Origin of the sequence: Pseudomonas sp. WS 5027 (genome assembly GCF_012985695.1) — a bacterium.
Classification (GTDB): domain Bacteria; phylum Pseudomonadota; class Gammaproteobacteria; order Pseudomonadales; family Pseudomonadaceae; genus Aquipseudomonas; species Aquipseudomonas hygromyciniae.
The window spans coordinates 216,342-230,502 of the sequence record NZ_JAAQWU010000002.1 but is presented as its reverse complement, the minus strand read 5'-3'; the positions used below and the strand labels follow the sequence as shown (position 1 = coordinate 230,502).

The 14,161-nt window shown below is 61.4% G+C and carries 10 protein-coding genes and 1 pseudogene; all 11 read left to right on the top strand.

The annotated features are described in order from the left end of the window. The first annotated feature begins 84 nt into the window (after positions 1 to 84). The 11 genes and pseudogenes from hutH (HBO09_RS03955) to HBO09_RS03910 all read left to right on the top strand — a co-directional run bounded on the left by hutH (HBO09_RS03955) (position 85) and on the right by HBO09_RS03910 (position 14,024). Positions 85 to 1,608, top strand: coding sequence for a histidine ammonia-lyase (gene hutH / locus HBO09_RS03955; RefSeq protein ID WP_169991974.1), 1,524 nt, complete (start codon positions 85 to 87; stop codon positions 1,606 to 1,608). A gap of 20 nt (positions 1,609 to 1,628) precedes the next feature. Then, positions 1,629 to 3,167, top strand: a complete 1,539-nt coding sequence (hutH, locus tag HBO09_RS03950) for a histidine ammonia-lyase (protein ID WP_169991976.1) — start codon at positions 1,629 to 1,631, stop codon at positions 3,165 to 3,167. 26 nt (positions 3,168 to 3,193) lie between these two features. Continuing rightward, positions 3,194 to 3,280, top strand: a pseudogene (locus HBO09_RS28780) (outer membrane lipoprotein carrier protein LolA); the annotation flags it as partial. Positions 3,281 to 3,324: 44 nt separating this feature from the next. Further along, complete coding sequence (locus HBO09_RS03945) at positions 3,325 to 4,734, top strand: amino acid permease (RefSeq protein ID WP_169991978.1); 1,410 nt, start codon at positions 3,325 to 3,327, stop codon at positions 4,732 to 4,734. A 15-nt stretch (positions 4,735 to 4,749) separates the two neighbouring features. Beyond that, complete coding sequence (gene hutI, locus HBO09_RS03940) at positions 4,750 to 5,955, top strand: imidazolonepropionase (protein ID WP_169991980.1); 1,206 nt, start codon at positions 4,750 to 4,752, stop codon at positions 5,953 to 5,955. Positions 5,956 to 5,966: 11 nt separating this feature from the next. Beyond that, positions 5,967 to 6,767, top strand: a complete 801-nt coding sequence (gene hutG / locus HBO09_RS03935; protein WP_169991982.1) for an N-formylglutamate deformylase — start codon at positions 5,967 to 5,969, stop codon at positions 6,765 to 6,767. 254 nt (positions 6,768 to 7,021) lie between these two features. After that, a complete protein-coding gene (gene pip / locus HBO09_RS03930) occupies positions 7,022 to 7,993 on the top strand; it encodes a prolyl aminopeptidase (RefSeq protein ID WP_169991984.1) in 972 nt (323 codons plus the stop codon). Continuing rightward, positions 7,990 to 8,427, top strand: coding sequence for a D-aminoacyl-tRNA deacylase (gene dtd / locus HBO09_RS03925; RefSeq protein ID WP_169991986.1), 438 nt, complete (start codon positions 7,990 to 7,992; stop codon positions 8,425 to 8,427). Before pip ends, dtd begins: the two co-directional genes overlap by 4 nt. Before the next feature lie 267 nt (positions 8,428 to 8,694). Continuing rightward, complete coding sequence (locus tag HBO09_RS03920; RefSeq protein WP_346266402.1) at positions 8,695 to 10,431, top strand: glucan biosynthesis protein G; 1,737 nt, start codon at positions 8,695 to 8,697, stop codon at positions 10,429 to 10,431. Next, complete coding sequence (mdoH, locus tag HBO09_RS03915; RefSeq protein WP_169991991.1) at positions 10,424 to 12,994, top strand: glucans biosynthesis glucosyltransferase MdoH; 2,571 nt, start codon at positions 10,424 to 10,426, stop codon at positions 12,992 to 12,994. The genes HBO09_RS03920 and mdoH overlap by 8 nt, the downstream gene beginning before the upstream one ends. A 229-nt stretch (positions 12,995 to 13,223) precedes the next feature. Then, positions 13,224 to 14,024: a transporter substrate-binding domain-containing protein gene (locus HBO09_RS03910; RefSeq protein WP_169991993.1), complete on the top strand. Its 801-nt coding sequence runs from the start codon at positions 13,224 to 13,226 to the stop codon at positions 14,022 to 14,024. Positions 14,025 to 14,161: the final 137 nt, after the last annotated feature.

Genomic DNA, 14,161 nt, shown 5'->3' with positions numbered 1-14,161 from the left:
CATTTGGAGTGCGTTCCCCTGTGGGAGCGGGCTTGCCCGCGAAGAGGCCGGCAAGGCTGCAAAAGAATTGAAGAAGGTATGAAGATGTCCCAGGCTAAAAAAATCATCATCGCCGACACCCCCCTGCACTGGCAGGACGTGGTCGCCGTCGCCCGCTTCGGCGCCGAGCTTGCGCTGTCGGGCCAGGCCTGGGCGCGCATCGATAATGCCCAGGCCATCGTGCAACGCATCGTCAGCAGCGGCGAGCGCGCCTATGGTGTGAACACCGGCCTGGGCGCCCTGTGCAATGTATCGCTCAAGGGCGAGCAACTGAGCCAGCTGTCGCGTAACACCTTGCTCAGCCACGCCTGCGGTGTCGGTGCGCCGCTGAGCGATGAACAGACCCGCGCCATTATTTGCGCCGCCATCATCAATTACTGCCAGGGCAAATCCGGTCTGCATCCGCAGGTGGTGCATTCGCTGCTGGCGCTGCTCAACCATGGCATCACCCCGCAAGTGCCGTCCCAGGGTTCGGTGGGCTACCTGACCCATATGGCCCATATCGGTATTGCCTTGCTGGGTGTAGGAAATGTCAGCTATCGCGGGCAGATCGTTACCGCCCAGGCCGCCTTGGCCGCCGAAGGCCTGCAGCCCGTGGTGCTCGGCGCCAAGGACGGCTTGAGCCTGGTCAACGGTACGCCGTGCATGAGCGGCCTGAGTTGCCTGGCCCTGGCCGATGCCCACCATTTGCTGCAATGGGCCGATGTGGTCGGTGCCATGAGCTTTGAAGCGCAACGCGGCCAGATCGACGCATTCGATCGGCAGATCATCGCCCTCAAACCCCACCCGGGCATGCAGCAGGTCGCCAGCAACCTGCGGGCCTTGCTCGATGGCAGCCAGGTAATTGCCGCCAGCCGTGGCATTCGTACCCAGGACGCGCTCAGCATCCGCTCGATCCCCCAGGTCCACGGTGCCGCCCGCGATCAGTTGGAGCACGCCACCCGGCAGATCGAAACCGAACTCAATGGCGCCACCGACAACCCGTTGCTGCTGGGCACGCCGGACAACTACCGCGTGGTGTCCCAGGCCAACCCCCACGGCCAATCCGTGGCACTGGCTGCGGATATGCTGGCCATTGCCATGGCCGAGATCGGCTCCATCGCCGAGCGTCGCCTGGACCGCCTGATCAACCCCCACGTCAGCGGCTTGCCGGCTTTCCTGGTGAGCAACCCCGGGGTTAACTCGGGGATGATGATCGTGCAGTACGTTGCCGCGTCCCTCTGTGGGCAGAATCGCCAACTGGCGCAGCCGGCGGTGCTCGACAACTTCGTCACCTCGGGCCTGCAGGAAGACCACCTGAGCATGGGCACCAATGCCGCGCTCAAGCTGCACGCGGTGCTAGACAACGTCACCCAGATCCTCGCCATCGAATACCTGCTGGCGGCCCAAGCCTTTGAGTTCCTCAAGGAACAAAGCTTCGGCGCCGGCACCCACACCGCTTGGCGCCTGCTGCGCGAGCACGTCCCGGCCTATGAAGAGGACCGCTGGTTGGCGCCGGATATCGCGACCACCGCCCAGCTGCTCAAGAACACCGATTTGCTGAACCACGCTCTACCGAATTTGCACTGAACCCTATTTCAAAAAGGAGTATGAATGTGACTGCGCTAAATCTGATTCCAGGCCAACTGAGCCTTGCCCAACTGCGTGCCATCTACCAGCAGCCGGTAACCCTCAGCCTGGATGACAGCGCCACGGCGCAGATCGAAGCCAGTGTTGCCTGTGTCGAGCAGATTCTTGCCGAGAACCGCACTGCCTATGGCATCAACACCGGCTTTGGCCTGCTGGCCTCGACCCGTATCGCCAGCGAAGACCTGGAAAACCTCCAGCGCTCTTTGGTGTTGTCCCACGCTGCCGGGGTGGGCGAGCCGATCAGCGATGCGCTGGTGCGCTTGGTCATGGTGCTCAAGGTCAACAGCCTGAGCCGGGGTTTCTCCGGGATTCGCCGCAAGGTGATCGACGCGCTTATCGCCCTGATCAACGCCGAGGTCTATCCGCATATCCCGCTCAAGGGTTCGGTGGGTGCTTCCGGTGACCTGGCGCCGCTGGCCCATATGTCCCTGGTGCTGCTGGGCGAAGGCAAGGCCCGCTACAAAGGGCAATGGCTGGAGGCTACCGAAGCGCTGAAAATCGCCGGCCTCACGCCCCTGACCTTGGCCGCCAAGGAAGGCCTGGCGCTGCTCAACGGCACCCAGGTCTCCACCGCCTACGCCCTGCGCGGTCTGTTTGAAGGTGAAGACCTGTTCGCCGCCGCCATCGCCTGTGGTGGCCTGACCGTGGAAGCCGTGCTGGGCTCGCGCTCGCCGTTCGACGCGCGGATTCATGCGGCCCGTGGCCAGCGTGGGCAGATTGACTCGGCGGCCGCTTATCGCGACCTGCTTGGTGACAGCAGCCAGGTGTCCCAGTCCCACCAGAACTGCGACAAGGTCCAAGACCCGTACTCCCTGCGCTGCCAGCCACAAGTCATGGGCGCCTGCCTGACCCAGTTGCGCCAGGCGGCCGAGGTGTTGGTGGTCGAAGCCAACGCGGTGTCGGATAACCCGCTGGTATTTGCCGCCGAGGGTGATGTGATATCCGGCGGTAACTTCCACGCCGAACCGGTGGCGATGGCCGCCGACAACATGGCCCTGGCCATCGCCGAAATCGGCTCCCTCAGCGAGCGCCGTATTTCGTTGATGATGGACAAGCACATGTCGCAACTGCCGCCATTTTTGGTGGGCAACGGCGGGGTGAACTCCGGGTTCATGATCGCCCAGGTGACCGCTGCGGCCTTGGCCAGTGAGAACAAGGCGTTGTCCCATCCCCATAGCGTCGACAGCCTGCCGACCTCGGCCAACCAGGAAGACCACGTTTCGATGGCGCCGGCTGCCGGTAAGCGCCTGTGGGAAATGGCTGAAAACACCCGTGGCATTCTCGCGGTGGAATGGCTGGCCGCGTGCCAGGGCCTGGACCTGCGCGATGGCCTGAAAACCTCGCCGAAGCTGGAACAGGCCCGTGGGATCCTGCGCGCCAAAGTGGGGTTCTATGACAAGGACCGCTTCTTCGCCCCGGACATCAATGCCGCCAGTGAGCTGTTGGCCAGCCGCTGCCTGAACGAGCTGGTACCCGCCAAGCTGCTACCAAGCCTCTAAGCACAAGGCCCCCTGTAGGAGCGAGCTTGCTCGCGAAAATCGTTAACGATGATGCGGAAAACCTGACGCCCCGTGGCGTTCTCAGGTTTTTCGCGAGCAAGCTCGCTCCTACAAAGGGGAGCGTTTTTCCCTGCATAACAATAATTAGGGACGAGAAATGCACCAGCAAGCACAAGGTCTCAAACGCGGATTGACCGCCCGCCATATTCGCTTCATGGCACTGGGGTCGGCGATCGGCACCGGGCTGTTCTACGGCTCCGCCTCGGCCATCCAGATGGCCGGCCCGGCGGTGTTGCTGGCCTACCTGATTGGTGGCGCTGCCGTATTCATGGTGATGCGCGCCCTCGGTGAAATGGCCGTGCACAACCCGGTGTCCGGCTCCTTCGGCCAGTACGCCAGTACCTACCTGGGCCCGATGGCCGGCTTTATCCTCGGCTGGACCTACGCTTTCGAGATGATCATTGTCTGCCTGGCGGACGTCACGGCCTTCGGCATCTACATGGGCTTCTGGTTTCCCGAAGTCGCACGCTGGGTCTGGGTGCTCGACATTGTCCTGCTGATCGGCGGGCTGAACCTGTGCAACGTCAAGGTGTTTGGCGAGATGGAATTCTGGCTGTCGCTGCTCAAGGTCGGCGCGATTGTCGCGATGATCCTCGGTGGCTTCGGCATCATGCTGTTCGGCGTGCATTCGGCCGGTGACGCGCCAGCCAGTGGACTGAGCAATCTGTGGGCCCATGGCGGCTTCATGCCCAATGGCGTGGGCGGCCTGATCGCTTCGTTTGCGGTGGTGATGTTTGCCTTTGGCGGCATCGAAATCATTGGCATCACTGCCGGTGAAGCCAAGGACCCGCAACGGGTGATCCCCAAGGCGATCAATGCGGTACCGCTGCGTATCCTGCTGTTCTACGTGCTGACCCTGTTTGTGCTGATGGCCATCTACCCATGGCCGCAGATCGGCAGCCAGGGCAGCCCGTTCGTGCAGATCTTCAGCAATCTGGGGATTGGCTCGGCGGCGACCATCCTCAACATCGTGGTTATCTCAGCGGCGGTCTCGGCCATCAACAGTGACATCTTCGGCGCAGGCCGCATGATGTACGGCCTGGCCCAGCAAGGGCAGGCCCCCAAGGGCTTTGCGCAACTGTCGCGCCACGGTGTGCCGTGGATGACCGTGGTGGTGATGGGCGCCGCGCTGTTGGGCGGCGTGGTATTGAACTATCTGATCCCGGAAAACGTGTTCCTAGTGATTGCCTCGATTGCCACTTTCGCCACCGTCTGGGTATGGCTGATGATCCTGGTCACGCAGGTGGCCATGCGCCGCTCGATGAGCAAGGAACAGATCGCCGAGCTGAAATTCCCGGTACCGTTCTGGCCCTATGCACCGGCGGCGGCCATTGTGTTCATGCTGTTTATTTTTGGCGTACTGGGCTACTTCCCGGACACCCAGGCCGCGCTGATGGTGGGCGCCGTGTGGATCGTGTTGCTGGTCCTCGCCTACCTGCTGTGGGTCAAGCCCGCAGCCGGGCAAGCAGCCAAGGTCCATTACGACCCGGCTTTGTCTCACCGATAACTTAGGGAGGCGTTGATGAAAACGCTTTGGCAACACTGCCACATCGCAACCATGGCCCAGGGCGAGTACTCGATCATCGAGGATGGCGCGATAGTCACGGCTGGCACGCTGATCGAGTGGATCGGCCCCCGGGCCGAGCTGCCGCGTGGTGACTACACGCACACCCATGACTTGCAGGGCGCGTGGGTCACTCCAGGGCTGATCGACTGCCATACCCACACGGTATTTGGCGGCAACCGCAGCGGTGAATTCGAGCAGCGGTTGCAGGGCGTGAGTTACGCCGAGATCGCCGCCGCCGGTGGCGGCATTGCCAGCACCGTACGCGCGACCCGTGCGGCGACCGAAGATGAACTGTTCGACAGCAGCCGCAAGCGCCTGCGCAGTTTGCTGCGCGATGGCGTGACCACCGTGGAGATCAAGTCCGGCTACGGCCTGGACCTGGCCAACGAGCGCAAGATGCTGCGGGTGGCACGGCGCCTGGGCCAGGAACTGCCGGTCAGCGTGCGCGCCACGTGCCTGGCGGCCCATGCGTTGCCGCCGGAGTACAAGGATCGCGCCGACGACTACATCGAGCATATCTGCAACGAAATGCTGCCGGCCCTGGCCGCTGAAGGGTTGGTGGATGCGGTGGATGCGTTCTGCGAATACCTGGCGTTCTCCACCGAGCAGGTCGAGCGCGTATTCAAAGTCGCGCAACGCTTGGGCTTGCCGGTCAAGCTGCACGCCGAGCAACTGTCGTCGTTGCACGGTTCGAGCCTGGCGGCGCGGTATCAGGCGTTGTCGGCGGACCACCTGGAATTCATGACCGAAGAGGATGCCATCGCCATGGCCGCCTCCGGCACTGTCGCCGTGCTATTGCCGGGGGCGTTCTATTTCCTGCGTGAAACCCAGTTGCCTCCGATGGACGCCTTGCGCAAGCACGGAGTGAAGATCGCGATTGCCAGCGACCTCAACCCTGGCACTTCGCCGGCCTTATCCGTGCGCCTGATGCTGAACATGGCCTGCACCTTGTTCCGCATGACCCCGGAAGAAGCCCTGGCCGGCGCCACCCGGCATGCCGCTACGGCGCTGGGTATGGGCGACACCCATGGGTCGCTGGAAGTGGGGAAGGTCGCGGACTTTGTCGCCTGGCAGATCGATCGTCCCGCCGACCTGGCCTACTGGCTGGGCGGCGAGCTGGATAAACGCGTTGTACGCCACGGCGTCGACGTCACTGTGTAAGGAGTAGCGTTGTGGATAAGGTTCTGAACTTCAAACAAGGCAGCACCCCGCTGCTGATCAGCATGCCCCACGCCGGGTTGCGCCTGACGCCTGCGGTGGAGGCGGGCTTGATTCCCGAGGCACAAAGCCTGCCGGATACCGACTGGCATATCCCCACGCTGTACGATTTTGCTGCGGAACTGGGGGCCAGCACCCTGGCGGCCGAGTATTCGCGGTTTGTCATCGACCTGAACCGGCCATCTGACGATAAGCCGCTGTATGCCGGCGCGACAACGGGCCTGTTTCCGTCGACGTTGTTTGATGGTGTGCCGTTGTTTATCGAAGGCAAGGAGCCGTCGAAGGCGGAGCGGGCGACCTACCTGGAGCAGATCTGGATGCCTTATCACCAGACCCTGCAGCGCGAACTGGCACGGCTCAAGGCCGAGTTCGGCTATGCGCTGCTGTTCGACGCGCATTCTATTCGCTCGGTCATCCCCCACCTGTTCGACGGCAAGCTGCCGGACTTCAACCTCGGCACCTTCAATGGCGCCGCCTGCGATCCTGGATTGGCCAGCCAGTTGGAAGCCATCTGCGCGGCGCACCCGCAGTACAGCCATGTGCTGAACGGGCGCTTCAAGGGCGGGCACATCACCCGGCACTACGGCAACCCGGCGCAGGATATTCATGCGGTGCAACTGGAGTTGGGGCAGTGCACGTATATGGAGGAGTTTGAGCCGTTTCGCTATCGGGCGGATTTGGCCGAGCCGACGCGGGTGGTGTTGAAGCAGTTGTTGCAAGGATTTCTGGCCTGGGGCCAGAAGCACTACACCTGAGTCAACGAGAATCAAACTGTGGGAGCGGGCTTGCTCGCGAAAGCAGAGGAACAGTCAGATATTTATCAACTGACCCACCGCTTTCGCGAGCAAGCCCGCTCCCACATTGGGTTCCGTGAATCTTCCTGGCGGATCGCTGACACAGGTCTAAGTCCTCAAGGACATGCTCATTGCACAATTCGGGTTTATGATGCCAGACGGCAAAATAATAGACGTCCCCCCAGGGATGGAACCGACCCCTTACGGAGCGCGCAATGCAGACTTTGTTCCCGCAGATCAAACCCTACGCCCGGCACGATCTGGCCGTCGATGAAACCCACACGCTGTATGTCGACGAAAGTGGTTCCCCGCAAGGTTTGCCCGTTGTCTTCATCCACGGCGGCCCCGGTGCCGGCTGCGATGCCAACAGCCGTTGCTATTTCGATCCCAACCTGTACCGCATCGTCACCTTTGACCAGCGTGGCTGCGGGCGCTCCACGCCACGGGCCAACCTGGAAAACAACACCACTTGGGATCTGGTCGCCGACCTTGAGCGCATTCGCGAGCACCTGGGTATTGAAAAATGGGTGCTGTTCGGTGGCTCCTGGGGCTCGACCCTGGCGCTGGCCTATGCGCAAACCCACCCAGAGCGTGTGCTTGGTCTGATCGTGCGCGGCATCTTCCTGGCCCGCCCCCAGGATATCCAATGGTTCTACCAGGCTGGCGCGAGCCGTCTGTTCCCCGATTACTGGCAGGACTACATTGCGCCAATCCCTGTGGAAGAACGCCACGACATGATCAGCGCCTATCACAAGCGCCTGACCGGTAACGATCAGATTGCCCAGATGCATGCCGCCAAGGCCTGGTCTACTTGGGAAGGCCGTATGCTGGGCCTGTGCCCCAACCCGCAGTTGATCGAGCGTTTCTCCGAGCCCCAGCGCGCCTTGTCGATTGCGCGTATCGAGTGCCACTACTTCACCAATAATTCCTTCCTCGAGCCCGACCAGTTGATTCGCGATATGCACAAGATCGCTCATCTGCCTGGCGTCATCGTGCATGGCCGCTACGATATGATCTGCCCGCTGGACAACGCCTGGGAATTGCATCAAGCCTGGCCGAACAGCGAATTGCAGGTGATCCGCGAGGCTGGTCATTCTGCCGCCGAGCCTGGAATCACGGATGCGCTGGTGCGAGCAACGAACGAGATGGCACGGCGCCTGCTTGATCTGCCGCCAGAAGAAGCATGAAAGGGCTTTTACAACGGGTGCGCGGCGCCCGGGTCGAGGTGGCAGGCGAAGTGGTGGGGGCGATAGACCAGGGTTTGCTGGTGCTGGTGGCCGTCGAGCCTTCAGATACAGCGGCCAGTGCCGACAAGTTGTTACATAAGCTGCTTAACTATCGGGTGTTCAGTGACGACGAGGGCAAGATGAACTTGTCGTTGAAGGATATTGGCGGTGGTTTGCTGCTGGTGTCTCAGTTCACCCTGGCGGCCGATACCAAGAGCGGCTTGCGTCCCAGCTTCTCCACGGCTGCACCTCCGGCGTTGGGCGAAGCGCTTTTCGAGCACTTGTTGCTACAAGCGCAACAATTGCATGGCACTGTGGCGTCGGGGCGTTTTGGCGCGGATATGCAGGTGCATTTGGTCAATGACGGGCCTGTCACCTTCCTTTTGCAGACCTGATTGTATGAAAAACGACTTTTAATGCGTAAAAACCCCAGTTTTCGCTACAAATACTTCGCTGCCCCTGCTGCGTTATCTCACGGGCTACTAGATAATCGCGCGCTACGGGGATCAGCGTAAATTGATCCATTTTTGACTTAGGTAGAGACTTGTCCGCTTGCCGATGGGGAATCATTTAGCCCGGTCGGAGTCGGAACAATGCTCGCCAACCTGGCATATAGATAGCTGGCCGTTGGTTTTTTGATCTGTTTTCGGCGAGGGTTGCTCGTGATTGTTAGTCCCTGTAATGCACCAAAATTGTCTGCCAAACGGTTACGAAACGCACTGGTGACGGGCTCCGCCCTGTTTTGCCTGTTCGGCGCGGGTCAACTGTGGGCTTTCAGTCTGGACGATGTATCGGCCAAGGCAAAAGAGCTGGCCGGGCAGAAATACGAAGCCCCGCGCAGCAATCTGCCGAACGAATTCCGCGAAATGAAATTCGCTGACTACCAGAAAATTCGTTTCCGCAATGAAAAAGCCGAGTGGGCCGAGCAGAAAACCCCGTTCAAACTGTCGTTCTATCACCAGGGCATGCACTTCGATACGCCGGTGAAGATCAACGAAATCACCGCGACCGACGTCCAGGAAATCAAGTACGACCCGACGCGTTTCGATTTCGGCGACGTCAAGTTTGATCCTAAAGCCACCGATCAGCTGGGTTATGCCGGCTTTCGTGTGCTGTACCCGATCAACAAGGACGACAAGCAAGACGAAATCATGACCATGCTTGGCGCCAGCTATTTCCGCGTCGTGGGCAAGGACCAGGTCTATGGCCTGTCCGCCCGTGGCATGGCGATCGATACCGCGCTGCCGTCCGGCGAAGAGTTCCCGCGTTTCACCGAGTTCTGGATCGAGCGTCCAAAACCGGGTGACAAGCACCTGGTGATCTTTGCCCTGCTGGATTCACCACGGGCCACCGGTGCCTATCGCCTGATCCTGCGCCCGGGCACCGACACCATTGTTGACGTCAAGTCGCAGATGTTCCTGCGCGACAAGGTCAGCAAACTGGGGGTTGCCCCGCTGACCAGCATGTTCCTGTTCGGCGCCAACCAGCCGTCCAAGGTCCTCAACTACCGTCGTGAACTGCACGATTCCAGCGGTCTGTCGATCCATGCCGGCAACGGCGAGTGGATCTGGCGCCCGCTGAACAACCCAAAACACCTGTCGGTCAGCAACTTCTCGGTAGAAAACCCGCGTGGTTTCGGCCTGTTGCAGCGTGGTCGCAACTTCAGCCATTACGAAGACCTCGACGACAACTACGACAAGCGCCCAAGCGCCTGGATCGAGCCTGAAGGTGACTGGGGCAAGGGTTCCGTCGACCTGGTAGAGATTCCGACTGCCGATGAGACCAACGACAACATCGTTGCGTTCTGGAGCCCGGCCGAGCTGCCCAAGCCTGGTGAGCCGCTGGATATCGCCTACCGCCTGCACTGGACGCTCAACGATGCACCGTTCCACTCGCCGGACAGTGCCTGGGTCAAGCAGACCCTGCGTTCTACCGGTGATGTGAAACAGTCCAACCTGATCCGCCAACCAGACGGCAGCGTGGCCTACCTGGTGGACTTCGAGGGCCCGTCCCTCAAGGCCTTGAAGCCCGATGCGGCAGTACGCAGCCAGGTCAGCGTCGGTGAAAACGGCGAAGTCGTGGAAAACAGCGTGCGCTACAACCCGCACACCAAAGGCTGGCGCCTGACCCTGCGCTTGAAGATCAAGGACGCAGGCAAACCGACCGAAATGCGTGCGGCCCTGGTCCAGGACATCGTCAAGCCTGAGCCTGAGCAGGTTTCCACCCAAGTTCTGAAGGCTGACAAAGCCCTGGCCAAGCAACACGAGAAACAGGCCAAGAAAGACGCCAAGGACAAGCAAGACAAGCAGCCAGAAGCTGCCCCAGCCACCCCGGAACCGGTCAAGACAGAACAAGTCCTGACTGAAACCTGGAGCAATCAGTTGCCTGCCGATGAGTAACTCCCAAGTCCAGCCAGAGACTCTTGCCGAGTATCTGGCGCATCTTCCGATGACCGACGAGCAGCGCGCCGAACTGGCGGGCTGCAAGTCCTTCTCCGAACTGCACGAGCGCCTGTCGTCGTCGACCTTTGACGCACCGGTGGACGCCGCGCAGGCGTCGGTTGGCCGCCGCTTGACCCTCAACACGGCCGAAGAGCTCGAAGACGCCGAAATGCTGGTGCTCGACTCCGCTGGCCGGGTTTGCCTCAAGGCCACTCCGCCGATCCGGCGTACCAAGGTGGTGCCCGAGCCTTGGCGTACCAATATCCTGGTACGCGGCTGGCGCCGGCTGACCGGCCGCAGCAACCCACCTGCGCCGCCCAAGGACGAACGCGTGCTGCCGGCTGCGCGCTGGCGCACCGTCGGTTCGATCCGCCGCTATATTCTGCTGGTGCTGATGCTAGGCCAGACGATTGTGGCCGGCTGGTACATGAAAGGCATCATGCCGTACCAGGGCTGGTCCTTCGTCGACTTTGACGAGGTGCGCAACCAGACCCTGCTGCAAACGGCCACCCAGGTACTGCCATACGCCTTGCAAACCAGCATCCTGATCATGTTCGGGATCTTGTTCTGCTGGGTTTCGGCAGGTTTCTGGACTGCGCTGATGGGTTTCCTCGAGCTGCTCACCGGTCACGACAAGTACCGCATCTCCGGCAAAAGCGCCGGCGACGAGCCGATCCCGAAAGAGGCGCGTACCGCGCTGGTCATGCCGATCTGCAACGAAGACGTGCCCCGGGTATTTGCCGGCCTGCGTGCGACCTTTGAGTCGGTGGCCGCTACCGGTGACCTGGATCGTTTCGACTTCTTCGTGCTCAGCGACAGTAACGACGCCGATATCTGCATCGCCGAACAGCAAGCCTGGCTCGACGTCTGCCGCGAGGCCGGCGGTTTTGGCAAGATCTTCTATCGCCGCCGTCGCCGTCGCGTCAAACGCAAGAGCGGTAACCTCGACGACTTCTGCCGTCGCTGGGGCGGTGACTACAAGTACATGGTGGTCCTCGACGCCGACAGCGTGATGAGCGGCGAATGCCTGACCAGCCTGGTGCGCCTGATGGAAGCCACGCCGGACGCCGGGATCATCCAGACCGCGCCACGGGCCTCGGGCATGGACACCCTGTATGCGCGCATGCAGCAGTTCGCTACCCGCGTCTACGGCCCGCTGTTCACCGCCGGCCTGCACTTCTGGCAGTTGGGCGAATCCCACTACTGGGGCCATAACGCGATCATCCGCATGAAGCCGTTTATCGAGCACTGCGCCCTGGCGCCATTGCCGGGTAAAGGTGCGTTCGCCGGTTCCATCCTGTCCCACGACTTTGTTGAAGCCGCGCTGATGCGCCGTGCCGGCTGGGGCGTGTGGATTGCCTACGACTTGCCGGGCAGCTACGAAGAACTGCCGCCCAACCTGCTGGACGAACTCAAGCGTGACCGTCGCTGGTGCCACGGTAACCTGATGAACTTCCGCCTGTTCCTGGTCAAGGGCATGCACCCGGTACACCGCGCGGTGTTCCTCACCGGCGTGATGTCCTACCTGTCGGCGCCGTTGTGGTTCCTGTTCCTGGTACTGTCCACGGCGCTGCTGGCGGTCAACACCCTGATGGAGCCGCAGTACTTCATGGCGCCACGCCAGTTGTACCCGCTGTGGCCGCAGTGGCATCCGGACAAGGCGGTGGCGCTGTTCTCCACCACTATCGTGCTGCTGTTCCTGCCTAAATTGCTGAGCATCATCCTGATCTGGGCCAAGGGCGCGAAAGAGTTCGGTGGCAAGTTCAAGGTGACCTTGTCGATGCTCCTGGAGATGTTGTTCTCCATGCTGCTGGCGCCGGTGCGGATGATTTTCCACACCCGCTTTGTACTCGCCGCGTTCCTCGGCTGGGCCGCGACCTGGAACTCGCCGCAACGTGACGACGACTCCACGCCATGGAGCGAGGCGGTCAAGCGCCACGGCCCGCAGACCTTGCTGGGCTTCTTCTGGGCGCTGCTGGTGGTGTGGTTGAACCCAAGCTTCCTGTGGTGGCTGGTGCCGATTGTCGGTTCGCTGATGCTGTCGATCCCGGTCTCGGTGATCTCCAGCCGGGTCAAACTGGGCCTCAAGTCCCGCGACGAAAGCCTGTTCCTGATCCCCGAGGAATACAATCCGCCGCAGGCGCTGCTGTCGACCGACCTCTACACCCACGAAAACCGTTGGCATGCACTCAATGACGGTTTTGTACGGGCAGTGGTCGATCCGCAGCAGAACGCCCTGGCCTGCGCCCTGGCAACCTCTCGCCATGGTCAGGCGGAGCCGATTGAGTGGCTGCGTACCGATCGCGTACGGCATGCGTTGAAAGTCGGCCCCGCGGGGCTGAACAACAACGAGCGCGTGGCCTTGCTCAGCGACCCGGTGGCCCTGGCCCGCCTGCATGAGCAGGTCTGGAGCGAAGGGCACGCCGAATGGCTTGGTGCTTGGCGCGAGTCGGTCAAGGCCGATCCCCATGCGCCGTTGCTGCCGCTCAAGCCGCTGTCATCCCAGGCTCAACTTGCCTGATTCAGACGCCCCCGAGACCTGTCTCGGGGGCGCTTGATACCCCCGTCCTACAGCGCCTGTCGCTTCCGTCTCAACCTTCTAACTTCGATACAAAAGACCCTGGTTCAAGGCGTATTGCCGTGCCTGCCAGTGGGTTAGGATCGCCCCCCAAATCTGCATCGACCGCCTCTGGTTTGCGCTAAACCCGCAACGCCCGGTGCGCGTCTGCTTAATGAAAAAGGGGCTTTTCATGATCAAGGGTTACTGGTCGACACTGCTGCTGGGCATTGTCGTGTTGCTACAAGTGCAAATGGCACAGGCAGGCGCCATCGATGACGCCGTGCGACGCGGCGTACTGAAGGTGGGGACCGACCCCAACTACGTGCCCTTTGAAATGACTGACAAGCACGGGCGCGTGATTGGCTTTGAAGTCGACCTGCTCGAAGAGATGAGCAATGCCCTGGGGGTGACGCTCGAATGGGTCCCGGTGGCCTATACCGAGCTGATCCCGGGCCTGCTGGCCGGCCGCTTCGACATGATCGGTAGCGGCATGACCGTGACCCAGGAGCGCAACCTGCAACTCAACTTCAGTGATTCATTCATCATTGTCGGCCAGACCGTCCTGCTCCACCCGCGTCTGGCCGGCAAGGTCAGCAGCATTGAAGACTTGAACGAAGCCGACTACCGGATTGCTGCGGCAGACGGCACCACGGGCGAAGCAGCGGCGCGTCGCTTCCTGGGAGCTGCCCAGCTGCGCAGCTTTACCACGGCGGAGGAAGGCGTACGTGAGGTGGTCAGCGGTGAGGTTGATGCGTTTGTCCATGATGCGCCCTATAACCTGATCGCCCTGGCCAAGCCGCAGAACCGCGGGTTGCTGGCCCTGGAACAGCCTTTTACCTATGAGCCCCTGGCGTTTGGGGTGAAGAAGGGCGATTACGACAGCCTGAACTGGATCAATCACTTCCTTAATCAGATTGCCCAGGACGGCACCTACGATCGGCTGCATGACAAGTGGTTCCGGGACACGGATTGGTTGTCGGAGATCGAGTGACGGTCACAACTGCTTACATAAGTCCTGGAGCCGCACCCTCTGTGGCAAGCCGTCTAACTACGCTTTTCTCCGGCGTTTTGTAGGGTTTTTCTGTCATATCCGCCAACAAATCCCGGCTAGACCTTTGTGCCAGTGGG

Excerpts from the sequence above, each read along its gene's own strand:
- mdoH (WP_169991991.1), top strand. The coding sequence starts at position 10,424 with ATGAGTAACTCCCAAGTCCAGCCAGAGACTCTTGCCGAGTATCTGGCG.
- HBO09_RS03910 (WP_169991993.1), top strand. The coding sequence starts at position 13,224 with ATGATCAAGGGTTACTGGTCGACACTGCTGCTGGGCATTGTCGTGTTG.
- dtd (WP_169991986.1), top strand. The coding sequence starts at position 7,990 with ATGAAAGGGCTTTTACAACGGGTGCGCGGCGCCCGGGTCGAGGTGGCA.
- hutH (WP_169991976.1), top strand. The coding sequence starts at position 1,629 with ATGAATGTGACTGCGCTAAATCTGATTCCAGGCCAACTGAGCCTTGCC.
- hutI (WP_169991980.1), top strand. The coding sequence starts at position 4,750 with ATGAAAACGCTTTGGCAACACTGCCACATCGCAACCATGGCCCAGGGC.
- HBO09_RS03945 (WP_169991978.1), top strand. The coding sequence starts at position 3,325 with ATGCACCAGCAAGCACAAGGTCTCAAACGCGGATTGACCGCCCGCCAT.
- pip (WP_169991984.1), top strand. The coding sequence starts at position 7,022 with ATGCAGACTTTGTTCCCGCAGATCAAACCCTACGCCCGGCACGATCTG.
- hutH (WP_169991974.1), top strand. The coding sequence starts at position 85 with ATGTCCCAGGCTAAAAAAATCATCATCGCCGACACCCCCCTGCACTGG.